We start from the raw sequence: 21,380 nt of genomic DNA, 5'->3' as shown, positions 1-21,380 counted from the left end.
AATTATTGGTGGCATATAAAGGAACGATTACCTTAGCCATAACCGGCGCATCGGGAAGTGCCTATGCATTGCGATTGTTGCAGTGCTTGTTGGCGGCAGAATATAAAGTCTATGTATTGATCTCTTCTGCAGCTCGTGTGGTGCTTGATACTGAAACCGGCTTTAAATTGCCGGGCAGCCCAGATGCTGCAACCGCCATTTTGGTGGAAAAGTTTAATGCCAAAGAAGGTCAACTGAAAGTGTTTGGTAAAGAGCAATGGTTCTCGCCTGTCGCATCGGGATCTGCCGCGCCGAAACAAATGATAGTCTGCCCTTGTTCTACAGGAACTCTAGCGGCGATTAGTCAGGGTATGAGTGACAATTTAATCGAACGAGCAGCAGATGTTGTCATCAAAGAGCGAGGCCAACTGATTTTAGTGCCACGGGAAACACCGTTTTCGACCATTCATTTGGCTAATATGCACAGCTTGTCGCAAATGGGCGTCACCATAATGCCAGCCGCGCCTGGGTTTTATCATAACCCTGAATCGATTGATGATTTAATCGACTTTATGGTGGGACGGATGTTGGATCATTTGGGCATTGAGCAAGCAATTATGCCTAGATGGGGATACCAATAATATCGCCCATTTCGGATAAGCAATTAACGCAATCTAAAGCCGGCAATTACGCCGGTTTTTTATTGTCGCTTATCGCAAAATATTGGTGTTTTATCTTAAACTATTTTGATTGTTTGTAACCATCCTTTACTCCTTGTTATCAATGTGTTGTAGTGCGTAAAAACTTTTACTATGCCAAACGTAGAACGTTTGGTTCATTGCAATAATAAGGTTTATTAGATGTCATTGTTTAAACTAAACAATAAACGCAAAGCGGCGGCTGTCGCGGTCAGTTTATTATTGGCTAGCTCTGCGGTTTACGCCGAAGAAGCGGAAACAGAAGAAAGCAAAGAGTGGTCGGTAAATGAGCCTCAGGGTGAATTTTACGATGTAAATATTAACGTTGATCAGGGTACCTGGATGAACGTTGATATATCACCAGATGGTAAAACTTTGGTGTTCGATTTACTTGGTGATATCTACACCATGCCAGTTAGTGGTGGTGAAGCGAAAGCCTTAACACAAGACATTGCATGGCAAATGCAGCCAACGTTCTCACCGGATGGTAAGCACATTGCGTTCACCTCAGACCAAGGTGGTGGTGATAACATTTGGGTGATGCAAGCTGATGGCTCCAACCCAGTGCAAATCAGTAAAGAAACATTTCGTCTAGTAAACTCGCCAGCCTGGAGTCCAGATGGTGATTATATCGTAGCTCGCAAACACTTTACGGGCACGCGTTCACTTGGTGCGGGTGAAGTGTGGATGTACCACAAAGCTGGTGGTTCAGGCATGATGCTAACAAAGCGCCCAAATCAGCAGAAAGATTTAGGTGAGCCAGCATTTTCTCCAGATGGTCGTTATGTGTATTTCTCACAAGATGCGACACCTGGCAAAACCTTTCACTATTCAAAAGACAGTGAAAAGGGTATCTATAAAATCAAACGCTATGACCGTGAGACGGGCGAAATCGAAGTGATATTGTCGGGTCGTGGTGGCGCCATTCGACCTACGCCATCACCAGATGGTAAGAAGTTAGCCTACATATCTCGTGTTGATTTTCAGTCAACCTTATTTATCTACGATCTTGAGACCGGCAAAAAGACGGCGGTTTATGACAAGTTAGATCGCGACATGCAAGAAACTTGGGCGATTCACGGTGTTTATCCAACGATGGCTTGGACTCCAGATAACGAAGAATTAATCTTTTGGGCTGGCGGTAAAATCAATAAACTCAACCTAGATGACGCTGAGTCTGAAGTGATCGAGTTTAACGTGTCTGCGACCAAGAAAATGCAAAAAGCGTTACGTGTTGCACAAGATATTGATCAAGATAACTTTGATGTCAAAATGCTGCGCGATGTGGAGATTTCACCAGACGGCAAGAAAGTGGTATTTGAAGCCCTTGGCCACGTGTATGTGCGTTCATTGCCAGATGGCAAGCCAAAACGTCTAACACGTCAAGATGATTACTTTGAATTAAACCCAAGCTTTTCACGCGATGGTAAAAAGATTGTCTTTGCTACTTGGAATGACCAAAAGCAAGGTAACATTCGTGTTGTATCAAGCCGATCCGGTAAAGGTAAAAATTTATTGGACGAACCTGGCAAATACATTGAGCCAGTATTCTCTCCAAACGGTAAAACCATTGTGTTCCGTAAAACTCGTGGCGGTTACATTACTTCGCCACAGTTTGGTTTAAACCCGGGCATTTACCACGTTGCAAGTGACGGCGGCGACGCTGAGCTGGTCACAGAAAACGGTACTCACCCACAATTTGCTGACCGCAATGATCGCATTTATATGATGCGCTATGGTGAAATGCCAGAATTAGCTCGCATTGACCTTAATGGTAAAAACGAGCAAACCTTATATACCGGCAAATATGCGACCGAGTTTAGGGTTGCACCAAATGGCAAATACTTAGCCTTTGCAGAACGTTTCAAAGTCTTTGTTACGCCATTAACAGAGCGTGGTGATGTGATCCACATTGGTCCAGATGCGAAAAATATCCCGGTTCGTAAACTATCAAGTCGTGCTGGTGAGAGCATCAGCTGGAACGCTAACTCAGATAAACTGTATTGGAGCCTAGGCCCAGAACTTTATCAAGCCAGCCTTGGTGGCATGTTTGATATTGGTTACCAGCAAGATGAACAGCAAAAACCTGAAATCACCAATCTTGGCTTTAACAAAAAAGCCGATGCACCTGAAGGTCTAATCGCCTTAGTTGGTGGTACCGTGGTAACCATGGAAGGTGAGCAAGTGATTGAGAACGGTGTTGTTCTCGTTGATGGTAAGCACATTAAAGCCGTTGGCAAGAAAGGTGAGATTGATATTCCATCGTCGGCTGAAGTTATCGACGTCACAGGCAAAACGGTGATGCCTGGTCTGATTGATGCCCATGCGCATGGCTCACAAGGTAGCAATGAAATTATTCCACAACAAAACTGGAGTAACTATGCAACGTTGGCGCTTGGTGTAACCACCATTCACGATCCGTCTAACGATACCACCGAAGTATTTGCTGCCTCGGAATTGCAAAAAGCCGGTGATATTGTTGCGCCGCGTATCTTCTCAACGGGTACCATTTTATATGGTGCGTCAATGCCAGGTTATACCTCGCATGTCGATAGCTTAGAAGATGCTCGTTTTCACATCGAACGTTTGAAAAAGGTCGGTGCATTTACGGTTAAGTCATATAACCAACCGCGTCGTAATCAACGTCAACAGGTTATTCAAGCGGCTCGCGAAATGGACATGATGGTAGTGCCAGAAGGTGGTTCATTGCTACAGCATAATCTGTCAATGGTTGCTGATGGTCACACCTCGCTAGAGCACTCTATTTCAACGGCAAAAATCTATGATGATATTCGTCAATTCTGGCAGCAGTCAGAAACCGCTTATGTACCTACTTTAGTGGTTGCCTACGGCGGTATCTCTGGTGAGCACTACTGGTACGACAAAACTCAGGTATGGAAACACCCGTTGTTGAGCAAGTATGTACCGTCAGATGTGCTAGCACCTCGTTCAATGCGTCGTACCACGGCTCCTGAACATCACTACAATCACATTAACGTGGCTAAAGTGGCGAAAGAGATGCAAGACTTAGACGTTAAAGTTGCCATTGGCGCGCACGGTCAACGTGAAGGTCTAGGTTCGCACTGGGAAATGTGGATGTTCGCACAAGGTGGCATGACGCCATTAGAAGTACTGCGCACTGCGACCATTGATTCTGCTATTCACTTAGGTTTGGATAATAACATTGGATCGTTAAAAAAAGGCAAACTAGCCGATATTATTGTGGTCGATGGTGATGTCTTAAACGACATTCGTCAGTCAGATAAGATCAGCCACGTGATGCTTAATGGCCGATTGTATGATGCCAACACCATGAATGAAGTTGGTAATTATGATAATGAACGTAAACCGTTCTACTTCGAATAGAATCTGCGAATACAGCATGTAGCAAAACAAAAACCGGAGCTTAGGCTCCGGTTTTTTATATCTACTTACAATGCCAAGTCGATAATCATTTCAGTCAATTCTTCTTTGGAGATCGCATTATCGTGATTGGTATCAAATTTATGGAAAATAGATTCGCACATACGAATACCTTTATCCTGCAATAGTACATCAATCAATTCGACAAACTCAGAACGATTAATCACGCCGTCTTTATCTTCGTCAAACACTTCAAATAATTCATCTACCCATTGAGATAACTGCATAGTTAATCCTTGTCATTTAATGTCGACGCCTTGTTACGATGCGCCTTAGGTTTGTTTATCTACTTTACTATTTGCTGTCGTTTAATACAAATATCAAGGGGCTATGCTGAGTTAAAGGCAAACAAAATGAAACCGTGAAAATGTAACAAAACATGCTTAACCACAAAATCAGGCATATAACCCCTTGTTGTTATTTTAATTTTACAAACCATAATTGCGGTTTTAAAGGTCGCGGATTATTGGTAACATCAAGTCTATAGCGTAAATATCAACCATAATTGATAACCAAAAATAACAATAAAAAGAGCCGAATTTGTCATTTACCAAGGACTTTAATGAACAGCTAAAGCCTCTTATGGTCGTCTTGGCTGTATCCATTTTGGGCTTTATCGCCAACCTTTATCCTGTCCCATTGTTTGCCAATATCCACCTGATACTTGGTAATGTGGCGTTTGTTATTGTCGCCATGCGTTTTGGCGTGCTTTACAGTTCATTAAGTGCGGTTATTGTCGCGACCGCTTTTGTGGTTTCTTTTGGTCACCCATTTGGTTATGGCATTTTTGTGCTTGAGGCCATTGTTCTGGCGTATTTGCGCAAGCGAGGTTGGTATGTCTTGTATGCTGACATTGCCTATTGGCTGGTTATTGGTATGCCTTTAACGGCGTTTATCCTGAACTTTGTAATAGACGCACCGGGGCAGATTTGGATGTTTGCCACCGTAAAACAAGGGTTTAATGGCTTGATTTACGCCTGTCTAGCCGGGCTGGTAGTTTATTTCTTTCCAAAGACCTTTGCCTTTTCTTTTCGCCAACAGCCGCGGGTGCAGCGCAGTTTTAAAGTGCAATTGGTTTATGCGACCACCTTAATTATTACCTTTTCGGTAATGACCACCTCAATATTTGTAAGCCAAAGCGTTATCGACCGCCAACACAGCATGTTAGAGAAAAGCATTGTTGAAAGCCGCGATTACATTTTATGGTCTACCAATAATATGCTTGATACTCATCGTCGTGCGGTAACTCATGGCGCTGATTTTTTAAGCCAGCTTGATGCAAAGCAGTTGCCTGAAGCGGGACGCTATTTGCAGACTTTACGGGCTCAATATCCACAGTTTCGCACCATGGCGTTAACCAATAGCACCGGCGATGTGGTGCATTCAAGCCCAGAGTTCTTATTGGACGTTACCTCGATAAAAGACAAACTGAATATCTCTTTTCGGGAATATTTTCAGCGTTCGATGAACAGCTTTGAGGTGGTGGTTTCAAATGCCATGGTTGGGCAAGGGTTTGGTAATGATCCGATTGTTACTTTCAGTAAATCCTTTAAGTTTAAAGACTCAGCGTCGAACAGTGGCATAATTCAAGGCGCGCTTAATTTACATACCATTGAAGAGATATTGCCAAAAACAATGCAGCAAGATATCGCCATTGTTGTCACCGATGATGCGAATAAAATCATCTACGCTAGCCCTTCGCTTAATGTAGCGCCGTTGACGGTTATTGATGCTCGCCCGAAAAAGGATATTACCTTTAAAAATACCGGGTTAGTGGAATTAGTTACCGATGGCAAAGCGACCGGCGTTAATTACTTTCTTAGCCAAGGTTATCTCAGCAATGGTTGGCAAACCTTTGTCTTGTTGCCGTCAATCTCGGTAATGAAGTCGGTGGAAAAAGAATACTTATTGATTTTCTATTTGCTGTTTTTAGCGTTCTTAATCTCTATCAGCTTGGCGCATAAAATTGGCAAGCAAATCACCAGACCGCTGAAATTCATCATTGGTCAGTTACATAAGTTTGAGCAAGATAAACAGCCTCAATTTGAACCTTTGTATCCTAATGCCGCGAAAGAAATCATCACCTTGTATGATGAAATGCAGCTATCAAAAAAGGAAATTTTTAAATACCAACAGCATTTGCAGGAAAAAGTAGAGCAACGAACGGAACAGCTTGAAAAGGCCAATGATAAGTTAAAAGAGATGGCACAACGCGATGGTTTAACCGGTGTGTTTAATCGCCGTCATTTTGAAGAAACCTTTGCTTTGTTTAAGAAGATGGCGATTCGTAACAAGAATGATATGGCGTTGGTGTTAATCGATTTAGATCATTTTAAGATGGTTAATGATACCTATGGTCATGTCAGTGGCGATTTATGTTTGCAAACCGTATCGTCATTACTTGCTGAGGCTTTCTCTCGTGATACAGATTTGATTGCCCGTTATGGTGGTGAAGAATTTGTAATTTTGATCAACCATATCAGCCAAGAGCATTTGGCTCACAAGCTAGAGAAGCTGCGCTTGGCGATACAAAGTGAACGTATTATCGACAGCAACAACAAGGAAATAAAACTGACGGCGAGTTTTGGTGCAATTTTAGCGCCCGCTTCATTCTCTGCCGATGTTCAGAGCTGGTTAAAATTAGCCGATTTGGCTTTATACAAAGCCAAGCGCAACGGTCGTAATCAGGTGCATTTTGAAAATATGGTAGGCATCTTATAAAGATGCCATTTGCACATCACAATAGCCAAACATCATCCCACTTTATGCAATAGAAATACGTTAAGGCCAATCATGATATTCATCTTTGCTCTCATTTTAGCGCTTATAACGCCTATCACGTTCGCTAATGGACTTTGGTTAGATCGTATTGAGGATGGCAAAAGAGGCCGGGTAATACCGGTTGAGTTAACGTTGCCGGTACAGCCTGAGCAATGTCAGGCAAACAATAAGTGTCCGGTGGTACTGTTAAGCGCAGGCTATGGCATGGCACATAACCAATATTCATTTTTAGCAACATGGTTTAGTCAGCAAGGCTATCTTAGCGTTGCCGTAGGGCATGAATTGGTCGGTGACCCACCATTGTCGGTAACGGGTAAGTTATATAAAACACGCAGTGAAAACTGGATTCGCGGCGCCGAAACGTTAGATGTGGTGCGAACGCAATTGAGCGGCCAACTAAGCAATTATAATTTCGATGAGCTGCTGCTTGTTGGTCATTCAAATGGCGGTGACATTTCTGCTTGGCGTATCAAACAAAGTACACAGCATATAAGCGGCATCATTACCCTTGATCATCGCCGTGTACCCTTGCCACGAAACTCAGATATAAAGACCTTGTCGATTAGAGCCAGCGATTTTGCTGCAGACCAAGGAGTGTTGCCAACACGCGATGAACAGCTACGTGATGGGAGTTGCGTGATAACCATTGCTGATGCTAAGCACAATGATATGTGGGACGGCGGCGCTGAACAACTTAAAGCCGATATTATCGCCATTATAAAGGCATTTCTCAGAGCCACACCATGCCAGCAGATAGCGAGCCGCTAGCGCTGTCTTGATTGTGTATAAAGGTTGCTCAGTTTACAGAGCGCTCAGTTTAAAATGCAGTTAATCACATTGCCAAAAACAAACAAGAACAAACAAAAACACCGGCAATTGCCGGTGTTTTATTTTATCTGCTTAATCCAGCTTACGAGAGCGGATTAATAGCGGCGGACTATTTTAGGCTGATGGTGGTGTGTACGGTTTCACCATCTTGATGGTCTGGTTCAAACCAACGTGCTGTAACGGTTTTGGTTTGGGTCCAAAATTGCGTTACTTGCTTGCCGTTTGGTCCAAGATCACCAAGTTTTGAAGCACGTGAGCCTGTGAATGAGAAATACGCAACCGGTACAGGAATTGGTACATTGATACCAACCTGACCAACATCAATGTCATTTTCAAAGGTACGGGCAACATAACCAGATGAAGTAAAGATTGATGTACCATTACCATTCGGGTTGCTGTTAATGATTTCAATGGCTTCTGCCAAGGTATCAACTTCAAGTACACATAACGCAGGACCAAAGATTTCTTGCGTATAAATGTCCATGTCTGTGGTAACACCAGAGAACATAGTAGGACCAACAAAGTTACCTTTCTCGTAACCAGGTACAACACAGTCACGACCGTCAACCAATAGGTTAGCGCCTTGTTCAACACCTGTGTTTAAGATGTTGATGATGCGTTGCTTAGCTTGTGGTGATACCACTGGACCTAAGTCTGCGGCACGGTTGGTACCCACATCAACGATCATCTTTTTCGCACGTTCAGCGATTTCTGGTAACCAATTTCGAGCTTCACCAACAAGAATTGTCACTGGGTTTGCCATACAACGTTGACCAGCCGCACCAAATGCAGAACCTAACAAGTCGTTAATCGCACGATCTTTATTGGCGTCAGGCATGATAACCATGTGATTTTTCGCACCCATCATACATTGTGCACGTTTACCGTGTTTGCTGGCGTGATTGTATACATGAGTACCAACATTGGTTGAACCAATGAAAGAAACCGCTTTAACGTCATCATGTTCACATAAACGGTTAACCACATCTGGGCCACCATGAACAACGTTAACAACACCAGCAGGTACACCTGCTTTAAGTGCAAGTTCGACCATAAATAAGCTGGCGGATGGATCTTGCTCAGATGGCTTAAGAATAAAGGTGTTACCACAAGCTATCGCCGCTGGGAACATAAATGCCGGAAGCATTACTGGGAAGTTGAATGCGGTGATACCAACACCAACACCTAACGGTTGGTTATGGGTGTAAACATCAACACCGGTCGCAGCGTTATTGGCGATTTCACCTAGTTGTAAGCGGGTAATTGAACAAGCATTTTCAACGGCTTCAAGAGCACGACCAACTTCACCTTCCGCATCAGGTAATGTTTTACCATGCTCTTCGGTGATTAATTTGGCGATTTCAACGGTGTTTTCTTCAAGCAATTGTTGGAACTTAAGCATGATGCGCATACGCTTGGTTAGCGAAACATTGCGCCATGTCTTAAACGCTTCTTTGGCGTTAGCAACAGCAGCTTCAACTTCATCCATTGTTGCCATTGGTACTTTAGCCACAACGTCTTGAGTGGCCGGATTTAATACATCCAACCAAGTGTCTGATTTTGAAATAACTTTTTCGCCACCGATAATCAGTGGAATCTCGCGAATACTCATAGCTCGCCCCTTATTGTTTATAGCATTAGGCAAAAATGGTCATAAAAATGAAAATTGCCTTGGTTGTGCGTAGAGTAGGGGCTTACCACGTCTTTATCAATAGCATTGGTGCAACGTAGTGTTGCAATAATGCAAGACAGTGTTAACCGAATTTGTTATTCTGCAAAGATGAACTGGCACGACATTAAAATATTCCTAACCGTCGCTCGTACCCGCACGCTAAGTGAGGCTGGACGAAGTCTGCATATCGACTCTTCGACGGTGTCTCGGCGTCTGCATCAATTGGAAAAAAATCTCGGTGTCAGCTTGTTTGAGCGAGGTAGTGAAGGCCATGTGCTAACCCAAGAAGGCAAGCAGTTTTTGCGCAATGCTCGCAAAATGGAAAACACCTTGCACAATAGCCTAAACACACTAGAAGGCAAAGACTTACAAGAAAAAGGCAATGTACGAATAGGCTGTACCGAGGCATTTGGTAGCTTCTTTATTGCTAATCAGCTTAATCGATTTCAACTAGCCCACCCTAATATTAGTGTTGATATTCTACCTTTGTCACGGCAAGTGAACTTATCTCGTTATGAGGCGGATATCGCTATTACGGTTGGCAAACCTACCAACACGTCGATGATTGTCACCAAACTTTGTGATTATCGATTGAAAATCTATGCCAGTAAGAAATTGCTTAATGCGCATTCGGTAGAGTCGGTGAAAGACTTGCAAAACATCCCCTGGGTTTCTTACACCGAGCATATGGACTTTGCCTCACAACTGGCGTTTATTGACGAGATCGCGCCGAATAATGATGCGAGTTTAAAAAGCAGCAGTGTTATTGCTCAATATATGGCGGTTAAAAGTGGTTTAGGTGTGGCGGTTTTACCGTGTTTTTTAGTATCGCAACAAGACGAGTTAGTGCCATTGTTTAGCGACACCTTTGATCTGGTGCGTTCGTTTTACTTAATGGCGCAACCTGATCGAAAACGTATTCGTCGAGTTGAATTGTTGTGGGACTATATAAAAGCGTTAACCGCTGAAAATCAACAAGTCCTATTACCTTAATTTGAGCATGATTACCTAGAAGCAATAACCATTTAGTTTCAATAATGCAGAACTGACAATTGTAAAGACATGGCGCCGTCACAAATATACCAACTTCATTGATGACGCTATTTGCATTAGCACATCCGTGCGTCATTGCGTCATTGCGTCATTGCGGCCTTCGCCGCAGTGACGGTGTTATTTGTCAGAGACAGCGTATAACCGCTTCTCGCTCAATGTAGTCAATCTAACCTGAATTAGACCATACTTAGTTAGTTCAGGTTAGAAAATATAAAGCCTGTGGGATGTTTTGTTTGTAAACCTTCGCGTCAGCCAAACGGCTTGGCTCGAGCACCCTTAACAATTGCTCTGGCATTTTCCTAAATATTCTGGGATTAATTTTGCGCATAAAAAAAGACCGGCTAAGCCGGTCTTTTTAGATAATAACCAAGGGTTGGGTCGTTATTATCGACAGCGAGGTCCATTACCTTTACATGGTTCTGGCTCTGGCTCTGGTGGAGGAGTTGTACCGCCACAACCATTTGCTGTTAAGTACGCATCGGCTGCTACTGCATCAACAATGCCGTAACCAAAGTAAACATCATGACCGCTTGCGCCTGAATCCGTTGCACTTGCTTTCAATGCTTCACGAATATCAGTACCAGTACAGCTGCTGTGGTTAGACCAAACAAGTGCTGCAATACCAGATACTGCTGGTGTCGCCATTGACGTACCACTCATGAAACCGTAGTCACTCGCATCGACAGAAACAGAAGCTGAAGACGCTGCGATTAGGCTGCTGCGGTCGGCAAAATCGGCACCAACAGCTGGAATGCTAGTTGCATTCGTCTCACCTAACGTACCGTATAACATACCTGCTTCGTTATTAACGATGATAGCGCCTAGGCCACCTGAGTTTTCACAGTTTTGTACTTTGTCATGGAAGCTGATGTTACCGCGATCGATAACACAAATCTTACCATTGGCACTTGAGTCAACCGCTTCAGCAGTACCCATATAGTAAGCTGCACCACTTGCAGAACCGGTGTTTTCCATTGCCGAGGTTGCATAGGCTTGTGAATCAGCGCTCATATTCGCTGAGGTTGCCATACCGGCTGGGTAGGTTGATAAGGTATCAACACCACCGGCGGTAACTTCAACACAAATGGTTTCATCAAATGTTGCATTTTTTCCTCGACCTGCAGTACAAGACGGGAATTGAGAGAAATCTGCAATGTTGTTATCAGCATCATTTGCACCAATCATCATTACTGATTCATAGCCTGCTGGGTATGAACGAACACTGTTTCCGTCGTTACCTGCAGCGGCAACAACTAAGCCGCCATTAGCTGTGAAGTTAGCGAAGGCGTTTGATTCAGTGTTGTTCGCACCGCCACCGCCTAAACTCATTGAAATGATGTTCGCACCAGCTTGCTCACACAAGTTAGTCGCGTGGGCTAAATCAGACGAGTAACCCCAGCCGGAGGCATTAAATACTTTGATGATGTGCATATCAACGCCTGGCGCCATACCTACAACACCAACGTTGTTATCTGCAGCACCTACAGTACCTGCAACGTGAGTACCATGTGGACCACCATTCTCGTCCCAGTTACCTGTACCGCTGTCATTGTCGCCAGTGATAGCGCCCCAATTAAAATCAGAGTTAGAACGGTCAAGACCTGAATCGATAACACACACCTTCATACCTGCTTGGCTATTGAAACTCACTTGATTGGCTTTTGATTGGTACACAGCGTACGGCGTAAGCTGTTCTTGCATGGCGTCGCCAAGGTCATCGTTGTACATGGCCATTGGGTAACGACGCTGATCCGCCTCAACTAATTGTACGTGTGGGTTGTTTAATAAACCTTTAACTGCGGCTAAATCTTTACCAGCGAATTTCGCAACAATAAAACCTTCAGAATCAAGTTTAATATCGCCACCTAGTTTTTTCGCCAGTGCTTTTACCACACCTTTCTTGCTGTTATCTACTTGAATTACGTATCGGTCATCAGCGGCATTGGCGGCAAAACTTGTGCTTATTGCCAAGGCTAATGAAGAACTTAGAAATGTTTTTAACTTCACTTTGGTTTTCTCCCTTACATTATAATTATTTTCCTGTCGTTTGAGTTCTTTGTGATCTCTGGGGAAGATCAATTGGTTTTATTAAAACGACAAGAGTTTTTCAGTTTAGAGATATAATTTTAAATGTCAGCGGTAAAGGGTATAACAAAAAGTAATACCTTATAACTTTTTTAAGTTGTTGATGTTTTTGTGTTTTTGTCTATTTAGTGATCTTTCTATAATTGATTTATTGTACAAAAAAGCATCGTATGTCATTGAAGTTTCATGTTAAAATATTGTTAAATTGATTTTTTGTGCAAAGACGTTTAGCCACCTAAAAGACTAATAATTAGACAGTAAAACTGCATAAATATACGCTTTAACATTCCCTTAATTAGGTTTTTATATAAAAAAATAGTTTAAGAATCCAATCTTTCATATCTAAATTGCATAAAGTCTTGAGTAATACGCTGCTCAAGAGAGACTGCTTGCTCGGTAGGACAAAATAAAATTATGGTAAATTTAAAATGACCAAGGTCTGTCGTTGTAATGCGAATGTAAGGTTCTTCACCGGGCAAATCGACACCCAATCTTTTTTCAATCACTGAATTATAGCGTTGGCCTATTTCTAAGAATTCTTTAGTGTATTCATCCATACGTTGGAATATATAATCTCGCGCATCAAACATGTTTATCTTGGTATCACAGTGAATCGAAAACGTATGATACACATAGCGTTTCATAAAATTCATATTTTTAACCGTCTCGGTTAAAAACTGGCTATTCGGGATGATGGCGGTACGGCCGGTGTAATTGTACGTATTGTTGGCAAAGTCGACTTCTTGGATCAAGGTTGACAGAATATTATGCTCTATCACTTCACCATGATTATCACCGACCTTAATCCAGTCACCTATCACAAACGCATTCGAGGTGGCGCGTAATATCGAACCACTCAAGCACAGTATTAATTCTTTTGAGGCGATAACAATTGCCACCGCTACTGCTGCAATTGAAAGTGCAAAGGTTTGTAACTCTCCCCACCACAGGCTTAGCAGAAAAATCGCCATGACCATGGCTTTAATATTTTTAGTTCGTGATATCCAAGTTCGGTGCTGTTCATTGAGGATGTCATTATCGCGTTTAATAAACACAACGATGTACTTAGACAGCAACTGCAATACCACCACAATGGCGATGGTAATAAAAATTTTATTAGTAATTAGCAGAGAAAATTGTTGTAAAAATTGCTCCATAAATAGCCCTTCCTAGGTACCTGAAAAATGCCTGTTAATGATAACTATTTTCAACAAGCAAGATAACAAAAACAGAGTAACGAAATGTAACCCTTTGATTTTTTTAAAAGGATGCGTGAAAACATTTCATGTTAATAGTTTGTAAATGCGCTCTAGGTCAGATATAAAGGTAGTTGAAGTATAAATAATATACTCGTTAATAAAAAAAAATGTGAGGGAGAAATCTAATGTCTAGGAACTTCAAATTGCGTCACCTGACCCTAGCGGTCGGTATCGCTCTTGGTAGCCAGCCGGTACTGGCAGCCGAAGAGGGCGAAGCAGTAGCCGATGAAAACATCGAGCAGATCGTTGTTGTTGGTACTCGTTCTGCACCACGCTCGGTAGCGGATTCGCCGGTACCGGTTGATGTAGTAAGCGGTGATGAACTATCTAAATCTGGTGCGTCGGATTTGCTTGATGCACTACAAAGTGCGGTACCGTCCTTCAATGTTCGTGCGCAACCTATTTCGGATGCTGCGACCTTGATTCGTCCAGTTAACTTACGTGGTTTGTCTTCAGACTCCACACTAATTCTTGTCAATGGTAAGCGTCGTCATCGTGCATCAGTTATTGCCTTCCAAGGTGGTGGTGTCAATGATGGTGCTCAAGGTCCTGATATTTCAGTAATTCCATCCGTTGCTCTTAAGCAAGTGGAAGTACTACGTGACGGTGCGTCAGCACAATACGGTTCAGATGCTATCGCTGGTGTTATGAACTTTATTTTACGTGACGATAGAGATGGCGGTTCTATCTCGGTTAAATATGGTGAGTTTTCTGAAGGCGATGGTGAAACCACCGTTGTTGACGGTAACATTGGTTTACCGTTTACCGATAACGGCTTTGCTAACTTCAGTTTCCAACTGAAAAACGTTGACCCGACAAGTCGTTCAGTACAGCGCCCAGATGCGGCTAACCTGATTGACCAAGGAAACACCGACGTTAACGATCCAGCGCAAATCTGGGGTAACCCAGAAGTTGAAGACGATATCACTATCTTTGGTAATATCGGATTGGATTTAGAAGATGATAAAGAAGCGTACTTATTTGGTAACTATTCTGAGCGAGATGTTACTGGTGGTTTCTATTATCGTAATCCACATAACCGTGGTAACGTTTTCTCAATTGATGGTGGTCAAACACTATTGGTTGGTGATGTCGCACAATCGGAAGGCGCAGCACGCAGTTGTGCGGTTGTAAATATTCCTAAGAACCCTGATGGTTCAGATGGTAACGTGCTAACCTCGCCTGAGTATTTAGCCATGTTGGCCGATCCAAACTGTTTCTCAATGAACTCAATCATGCCAGGCGGTTATACACCGCAGTTCGGCGGTAACATTACCGATACCTCCATTACTGGTGGTGTACGTGGTGATATCAATGCTGGTTTGATGAAAGAGTGGAGCTTTGACTTAAGTGCCTCTGTCGGTCGAAATGAGTCTGAATTCTTTTTGAAAAACACCCTTAACCCATCGCTTGGTCTTTCAACGCCAACTAACTTCCAAACAGGTAAGTACATTCAGTTAGAGAAAACCTTTAACCTTGATTTAGTGCGCGGGTTTGATATTGGTTTAGCGGAAGACTTAAACTTTGCATTTGGTGCCGAGTGGCGTGAAGAGAGTTTTGAAATCGTTTCTGGTGAAGAGTCATCTTGGAAAGCTGGTCCTTATGCTGACCAAGGCTTCAACATCGGTTCACACGGTTTTAAAGGTTTTGGTCCAGAATCACAAGGTCGCAATGAGCGTCGTAACTGGGCATTTTATGCTGATGTAGAAACCTACTTCACTGAAGGCTGGATGGTCGGTGCTGCGGTACGTTACGAAGACTTTAATACCTTTGGTGATACTACGGATTACAAAGTTACGACACAGTTTGAAATAACCGATAACTTGTCAATTCGTGCGTCACATAGTACAGGTTTCCGTGCACCAACTGTTGGTCAAGAAAACGTTGTTAATACGCAAACGTCCTTAGTTGAAGGTGAGCTAATCCAGTCATTCTTAGCGCCACCGACTGATCCTCTATCAGCATTCTATGGTGGTAAAGTGTTACAACCTGAAGAATCAACATCGTATGCAGCAGGTATCGTATACCAAAATGGTGATTTCTTCTTAACCGTTGATGCGTACAGCATTGAAGTAACGGATCGTCTAGCGCAATCGAGTCAAATCGATGTACTTGAAGAAGATTGGGATGACCTACGTGACTTAGGTGTTAAAAACCCTGAATTGATTTCAGCGGTAACCTACTTTAACAATGACTTTGATACCACAACTGAAGGTGTGGATGTTGTTGCTAACTACTCAATGGGTCTGTTAGGCGGTGACACCAAGTTTAGCTTGGCATACAACTTCAACGATACAACCGTTGATAAGTTTAATCCTGAAACCACGTCTGAAGGTAAAGTAGAGCGATTGGAAGATGGTATTCCAGATCACCAAGCAACCTTTACCGTTAGTCAAAGTTGGGACGCGTTTGGTGCATTCTTACGCTTTAACTACTTCGGAGAGTACTACGCGGTGCATGCCGATGATACCTCTGATGGTTGGTCAGAAACAGCTGACTCTACTTTCACTCTAGATGGTGAAGTAAGTTGGTATGCGACTGATAGCCTAACCTTTACGGTTGGTGGTAATAACTTGCTTGACGAAGAAGCACAAGAGTTGCAGAAAGGCCCTGATGGCGCTTACTCCATTGTTGGTGGTAAGTACTACGAAAGTGGTCCATTTGATTACAACGGTGCATTCTACTACGGTAAGGTTACCTACAAGTTCTAAACTAGCGCTAGTTTAAGACAATAAAAAACCTGCTCAATGAGCAGGTTTTTTATTGTCTTTTTTATGGCTTAATTAACAGGTAATTGCTAGCCGTTTTTGAGCCGCTTATTGCTGGTGACTATTCATGTAATCTAACGTCAAACCAATCAGAGTTTGCACACCGGTTTTTAAACCTGCCTCATCAACAAAAAACTCAGGCGTATGATGCGCTGGCGCCTCTTCTTTGTTGGTACCTTTTGGCATTCCGCCTACACCCAAAAATAATCCCGGCACTTGTTGTTGATAGAATGAAAAGTCTTCGGCACCGGTTTGCGCTTTTGATAACACCACGTTCTCGCTGCCTAAATTGTTTTGTAAGTAAGGCAACATTTTTCCCATTAACGCCGGATCATTATAAGTAACTGGGTAATTAGCTCCAAAAGGCACTGTTACCTCGGCGACTGCGCCCATACTTGCGGCAATATTGATTGCTTTGCGTTTTACCGCTTCGCGAATGTGCTCTCGCATTTCTGGGTTTAACGATCTTAGGGTACCAACAATTTCCACTTCATTAGGGATAATGTTCGAACGTACGCCACCGTGAATGCTACCGACGGTGACAACAGCCGCTTCTTCGATTAATTCTAATTCGCGAGAAACGATGGTTTGTAAGCCCATAATTATTTGCGCGGAGGTGACCACAGGATCGACACTCTTCCATGGGTAAGCGCCATGCGCCTGTTTACCTTTAACAACAATCTTGAAGGTATCAACCGCGGCCAATGTGCCACCTGGCTTATAACTGATTTTTCCTGCTTCTAAGTTAGACCAAATATGAACACCAAATACGACGTCAACGTCAGGTTTTTTCATTACCCCTTGTTTAACCATCAATTCGGCACCGCCTTCTTCACCTGCGGGCGCACCTTCCTCTGCAGGTTGAAAGATAAACTTCACTTTACCGGTTAGTAATTCTTTATGCTGACTAAGCATTTTTGCCGTGCCTAATAGCATTGCTATATGGGTATCATGGCCACAAGCATGCATAACCGGTACTTGCTGGCCGTTGTACTCGCCTACCGCTTTGGAAGCAAAAGGTAAACCGGATATTTCTTTTACTGGCAGACCATCTATGTCAGCGCGTAAAGCTACGACCGGGCCAGGTTTACCTGAATCTAATACAGCGACAACACCAGTATGGGCGATTCCGGTTTGCACCTCTAAACCTAATTGCTTTAACTCGTCGGCGATTCGCTTGGCTGTTTCAAACTCTCGGTTTGACAACTCCGGATGCTGGTGGAAATGGCGGCGCCATTCAATTACGTCCTGCTCGACACTTGTTGCCATCGTTTGTGGCGACAGATCTTTGGCAACGCTGCTTGTTATAGCGCAGTTAAAGGCTACAAAACAGCTTGCGGCTAACGCGGTTTTTCGAAAATAAGACATAAATCTCCCTAATAGGTGTTATTGCTATGTAACTGAGAGTAGAGAAGATTTAGGGAAATGAAAAGAACAATTTAGGAAATGTGGCAGATGAGCAGTCTAATAAGTGGGATTTATAAATCCCACTCATCTTCGTCAAGCAACTCTTTAAGTCGCTTCTTTTCAAGTAACTCATCGATACGGCGTCGGGTTTTTGCTGTATCTGGGTTACCCGCATCATTTTCTGTGTTTGACGAAACCTCATCAGTAAAATCCATATCACCGTTGGTTAAATCGACATCATTAATGATTTTATTTCGAGACATTACTACATCCTCAATAATTTCGTTTGACCGTTATTTGTGAAAAATAGGCAAAAACAAATCGTACGTCAAACAAAATTTGCGATTTTTAAATCAAATGCATAAAAAAACGTCATCCCTTTGTTTATAGGCTGTTCAGGCCTGCTTCTTGCTTGATGTTTGCGAGTAAATACACAGTGAATTTATGGTTTTGACTTACTTTGCGGAAAGGGCGGTGTTTAAGTTTATGGGAGACATCGTTATCTTTATTAGGTAAGTTATTGAACAATAACCATGTTTGATAATTTTTAAGGTGTTTGTCGAATACAACGACAGACTTACTTGGTTTATAGCACGTTAACAGATGAGATAATGACGTCATGCAACGCAAGAATATTATAATTACCGGCGCCAGTTCTGGTATCGGCGAAGAGTTGGCCAAACAGTTTGCGCAAATGGGGCGAAATCTGGTGCTATGTGCCAGACGCACCGAACGATTGCAAGCGCTAGCGAGCGAGCTTGAGCAGCACTATCCAGCCATTACGGTGTTGGTTTTTGCTCTGGATGTAAACCAAGATGAGCAAGTGTTTACAGTATTTAAACAGGCAAAACAGCAGCTTGGCAGTATTGATAGGGTGATAGTTAATGCCGGTATTGGCAAAGGAGCATCCATAGGCACCGGCTATTATGCGCAAAATAAGCTGACTGCGGTAACCAACTTTGTCGCTGCGTTATGCCAATGTGAAGCCGCTATGGAGATTTTCAGAGAGCAAAATAGTGGTCATTTGGTCACCATATCATCGGTAAGTTCACAACGAGGTTTTCGTCGCTCGATGACTGTCTATGCTGCAACGAAAGCAGGGTTGGCGTCATTGACGGAAGGCATTCGAATTGATACCTTGGGCAGCCCTATTAAGGTGTCAACCATACATCCTGGCTATATTAAAACAGAAATTACCGATACCGATAAAAATCCCCCGTTTTTGGTTGACGTCACATCTGGTTGTAACAAGGTCATCGCTGCTATTGAAGCGGAAAAAAACATTGCCTTTGTACCGGGGTGGCCATGGGCTGTGATGCGTTATATTTTACCTCTATTGCCATTATCGATAATGCGCCGATTGAGCTAGAGTGTGCTTTTAAGTGCGTGGGATGTGTAAAGATTAACGCCCTGACTCAAAAACATCGAGCCAGAGCGTTGGGGGGAAGCAAGGTCCAGGGTGACAGATCAGTCCTCGCTGTTTATGGGCTTAAAAATTTACCGCATAAACGTTTGCCAAATCGGTAATTTCACTACCGCCTAGGCGTTCTTGCAGATGACTGGCGGTGTTATATGCACCGGCATTTTCTGCAAAGTTAACAATATTTTCGCCATTACATACCACTTTTGCTGCAACGGTTTTCTCTTTTAGATGATAACCTTTAATAGTGCGACGCATATCGCCAAGGTCGTCAGCTTGCGCAGATTTACATACTTGAATTAGTGCATTTTCAAGATAAGGATCCATGCCCGCGGTTGCATTCATTGTAAAACCCATGCTGGTTGCCATTACTGCTGCTAAAGTTAGTGCTTTCATCGTTGTTCTCCACATTCTCATTAAGTATTCTGTAACAGTGTTGTTGTCGTTTGCTGTTAATCTAATAGTGACGCATTTTGCGAGAAAAGTTGTTAATGCAGAATGTGTGAATGTAACAACTTTGCCGGGCCTTTATTTACCGTTAATTTGGACAAATTCAGTTAAAATCACGAGGTTAGAAGAGTTCATCAAATGTTAAAGATGTGTTAACAGAAACATTTTTTTACATCGGTGCATAAAAACACGATTAAATTGTATATTTAGTCAAGGTGAGTTGCGGGTTTTGTGCGATGAGTGAAAAAGGAAAAAAAATTTTTTCTGGCGAGTCATAAAAAAAGCTGTTAAATTACTGGATAAATATACACTACCTGAAACAATTTACATTAAATGCACGGAAAATACTGGCATTATATTGCCAATATTTACGTCATACACTGGGTAATAAGGAAAGACTATGGCTGTTGAAAGTCGCTTTGTAGTGGTTCGAAATGGGGTGGAGGTTGAAACGTTTATGGACAAAAAGGCTGCCGATGAGTACGACAAGATGCTCGACATGGCCGATAATTTGTCGGCGTTACTCGATCAATCTTCGTTAGCACTTGAAGAGCAAATGATTGAAGATGTCAGTATCTTCCTCGCGAAAAATCGCGAACAAGTATTGATTTCACTATTGGCAAAAAAACCTAAACCGGCGGCGGAACCTGTTGTTGAAAAGCAACCCGCGACCAGTAAAACAAAACCTGCCGCAAAGAAAACTGCGGCAAAATCGAAAGCTAAATCTGCCTAATGGCGTCAATTGATTATCAACTGGTGCGCAGTAGTCGGCGCAAGACCATCAGCTTGCAAGTTAAGCATGGTCAAGTACGAGTGCTTGCTCCGGAATTTGTTAATGAGCAATACATTGCCGAGTTGGTTGTCAAAAAGCGTGCCTGGTTACAGCAAAAAATCGCTTTGCAGCAGCAAAGCAGTGAGACTGTCGAGCGCCAGTATCAACATGGCGAGGTGTTTTACTATCTAGGTAAGCCTTATCGTTTGTCGGTTGTTGTTGCCAGTAAAAATAGCGTGTCGATTGAAGCGGAACACATAGTCGTTGCGGTTAAAGTGGCTAACGATGACCCTGCAATGATAGCCAATGCCGTGAAAAAGCAACTGCACGCATGGTATAAACAACAAGCAATGTCGATATTGTTAGCGCGCAGCGAACAATGGCAGCAAGACACAAAGTTAAAGGCAAAGTGTAGCACTGTACGTTATTTTAAGTCTCGTTGGGGCAGTTGTGACAGTAAAGGCCATGTCAAACTAAACTGGTTATTGGTCATGGCGCCAGACTGGGTTATCGATTACGTTATCATCCACGAGCTTTGCCATCTTAAACACATGAACCATTCTGCCGAATTTTGGGCAATGGTCTCGTCATTTTATGGTAACCACAAAGTCGCCAAAACATGGCTAACGCAACATCAATCTCACCTCTACTGGATAAACTAGTCGAATATTTATCGACTATTGTTTATTTATTCTGCAATTTGTTGTCCTACATGTAATTTTTCATTGTTAATTTCTTGTGATTAATGGCTTGACAGCGGCGAACCGCTGGTGCAGAGTGAAAGC

Annotated in this window: 16 protein-coding genes; 9 read left to right on the top strand and 7 right to left on the bottom strand. The window is 42.9% G+C overall.

All coding sequences use genetic code 11. From position 1 onward, the window contains the following. The first annotated feature begins 8 nt into the window (after positions 1-8). Entirely contained in the window at positions 9-620 is a 612-nt protein-coding gene (locus HII16_RS02735; protein WP_169127236.1) for a flavin prenyltransferase UbiX, read from the top strand. 219 nt (positions 621-839) lie between these two features. After that, positions 840-4,043, top strand: coding sequence for an amidohydrolase family protein (locus HII16_RS02730; RefSeq protein WP_169127235.1), 3,204 nt, complete (start codon positions 840-842; stop codon positions 4,041-4,043). 65 nt (positions 4,044-4,108) lie between these two features. On the opposite strand, the gene HII16_RS02725 is transcribed toward HII16_RS02730, so the two are convergent. Continuing rightward, a complete protein-coding gene (locus tag HII16_RS02725) occupies positions 4,109-4,327 on the bottom strand; it encodes an EF-hand domain-containing protein (RefSeq protein ID WP_135438071.1) in 219 nt (72 codons plus the stop codon). A 313-nt stretch (positions 4,328-4,640) separates the two neighbouring features. Between HII16_RS02725 and HII16_RS02720 the strand changes: the two genes are divergently transcribed. After that, a complete protein-coding gene (locus tag HII16_RS02720; RefSeq protein ID WP_169127234.1) occupies positions 4,641-6,821 on the top strand; it encodes a diguanylate cyclase in 2,181 nt (726 codons plus the stop codon). A 72-nt stretch (positions 6,822-6,893) separates the two neighbouring features. Beyond that, on the top strand, positions 6,894-7,649 hold the full coding sequence (locus HII16_RS02715; protein WP_211183368.1) for an alpha/beta hydrolase: 756 nt from the start codon (positions 6,894-6,896) through the stop codon (positions 7,647-7,649). Positions 7,650-7,818: 169 nt separating this feature from the next. Here the strand turns inward: HII16_RS02715 and HII16_RS02710 are convergent, their stop codons facing one another. Continuing rightward, positions 7,819-9,321, bottom strand: a complete 1,503-nt coding sequence (locus HII16_RS02710; RefSeq protein ID WP_169127233.1) for a CoA-acylating methylmalonate-semialdehyde dehydrogenase — start codon at positions 9,319-9,321, stop codon at positions 7,819-7,821. 129 nt (positions 9,322-9,450) lie between these two features. Between HII16_RS02710 and HII16_RS02705 the strand changes: the two genes are divergently transcribed. Further along, entirely contained in the window at positions 9,451-10,374 is a 924-nt protein-coding gene (locus tag HII16_RS02705; protein WP_169127232.1) for a LysR family transcriptional regulator, read from the top strand. Positions 10,375-10,818: 444 nt separating this feature from the next. Here HII16_RS02705 and HII16_RS02700 read toward each other — a convergent pair whose 3' ends face one another. Both HII16_RS02700 and HII16_RS02695 read right to left on the bottom strand, forming a co-directional pair. Beyond that, positions 10,819-12,441, bottom strand: a complete 1,623-nt coding sequence (locus HII16_RS02700) for a S8 family serine peptidase (RefSeq protein ID WP_169127231.1) — start codon at positions 12,439-12,441, stop codon at positions 10,819-10,821. Between the two features lie 398 nt (positions 12,442-12,839). Beyond that, the gene (locus HII16_RS02695) at positions 12,840-13,676 is read right to left on the bottom strand and encodes a mechanosensitive ion channel family protein (protein WP_169127230.1); all 837 of its coding nucleotides are present in this window, start codon (positions 13,674-13,676) and stop codon (positions 12,840-12,842) included. A 227-nt stretch (positions 13,677-13,903) separates the two neighbouring features. Between HII16_RS02695 and HII16_RS02690 the strand changes: the two genes are divergently transcribed. Beyond that, positions 13,904-16,489 carry a TonB-dependent receptor gene (locus HII16_RS02690; RefSeq protein ID WP_169127229.1) on the top strand — a complete coding sequence of 862 codons (2,586 nt, stop codon included), beginning with the start codon at positions 13,904-13,906 and terminating at the stop codon, positions 16,487-16,489. 105 nt (positions 16,490-16,594) lie between these two features. Here the strand turns inward: HII16_RS02690 and HII16_RS02685 are convergent, their stop codons facing one another. Both HII16_RS02685 and HII16_RS02680 read right to left on the bottom strand, forming a co-directional pair. Beyond that, complete coding sequence (locus HII16_RS02685) at positions 16,595-17,815, bottom strand: amidohydrolase (RefSeq protein WP_248289486.1); 1,221 nt, start codon at positions 17,813-17,815, stop codon at positions 16,595-16,597. Between the two features lie 209 nt (positions 17,816-18,024). Further along, positions 18,025-18,216, bottom strand: a complete 192-nt coding sequence (locus HII16_RS02680; RefSeq protein ID WP_169127225.1) for a hypothetical protein — start codon at positions 18,214-18,216, stop codon at positions 18,025-18,027. A 356-nt stretch (positions 18,217-18,572) separates the two neighbouring features. Here HII16_RS02680 and HII16_RS02675 point away from each other — a divergent pair, with 356 nt between their 5' ends. Next, positions 18,573-19,322 (top strand): SDR family oxidoreductase, encoded by a 750-nt coding sequence (locus HII16_RS02675; RefSeq protein ID WP_169127223.1) that lies wholly within the window; start codon positions 18,573-18,575, stop codon positions 19,320-19,322. A 120-nt stretch (positions 19,323-19,442) separates the two neighbouring features. Here the strand turns inward: HII16_RS02675 and HII16_RS02670 are convergent, their stop codons facing one another. Next, a complete protein-coding gene (locus HII16_RS02670) occupies positions 19,443-19,769 on the bottom strand; it encodes a DUF3718 domain-containing protein (RefSeq protein ID WP_169127221.1) in 327 nt (108 codons plus the stop codon). A 454-nt stretch (positions 19,770-20,223) separates the two neighbouring features. On the opposite strand from HII16_RS02670, the gene HII16_RS02665 reads away from it, so the two are divergent. Together HII16_RS02665 and HII16_RS02660 are read left to right on the top strand one after the other, a co-directional pair. Continuing rightward, entirely contained in the window at positions 20,224-20,556 is a 333-nt protein-coding gene (locus tag HII16_RS02665; protein WP_169127219.1) for a YebG family protein, read from the top strand. Continuing rightward, entirely contained in the window at positions 20,556-21,257 is a 702-nt protein-coding gene (locus HII16_RS02660) for a SprT family zinc-dependent metalloprotease (RefSeq protein ID WP_169127217.1), read from the top strand. The genes HII16_RS02665 and HII16_RS02660 overlap by 1 nt, the downstream gene beginning before the upstream one ends. Positions 21,258-21,380: the final 123 nt, after the last annotated feature.

This window comes from Thalassotalea sp. Y01 (assembly GCF_012932945.1).
Lineage (GTDB): Bacteria > Pseudomonadota > Gammaproteobacteria > Enterobacterales > Alteromonadaceae > Thalassotalea_A.
The sequence above is the reverse complement of the archived record's forward strand: the minus strand, read 5'-3'. Positions and strand labels throughout refer to the sequence as shown.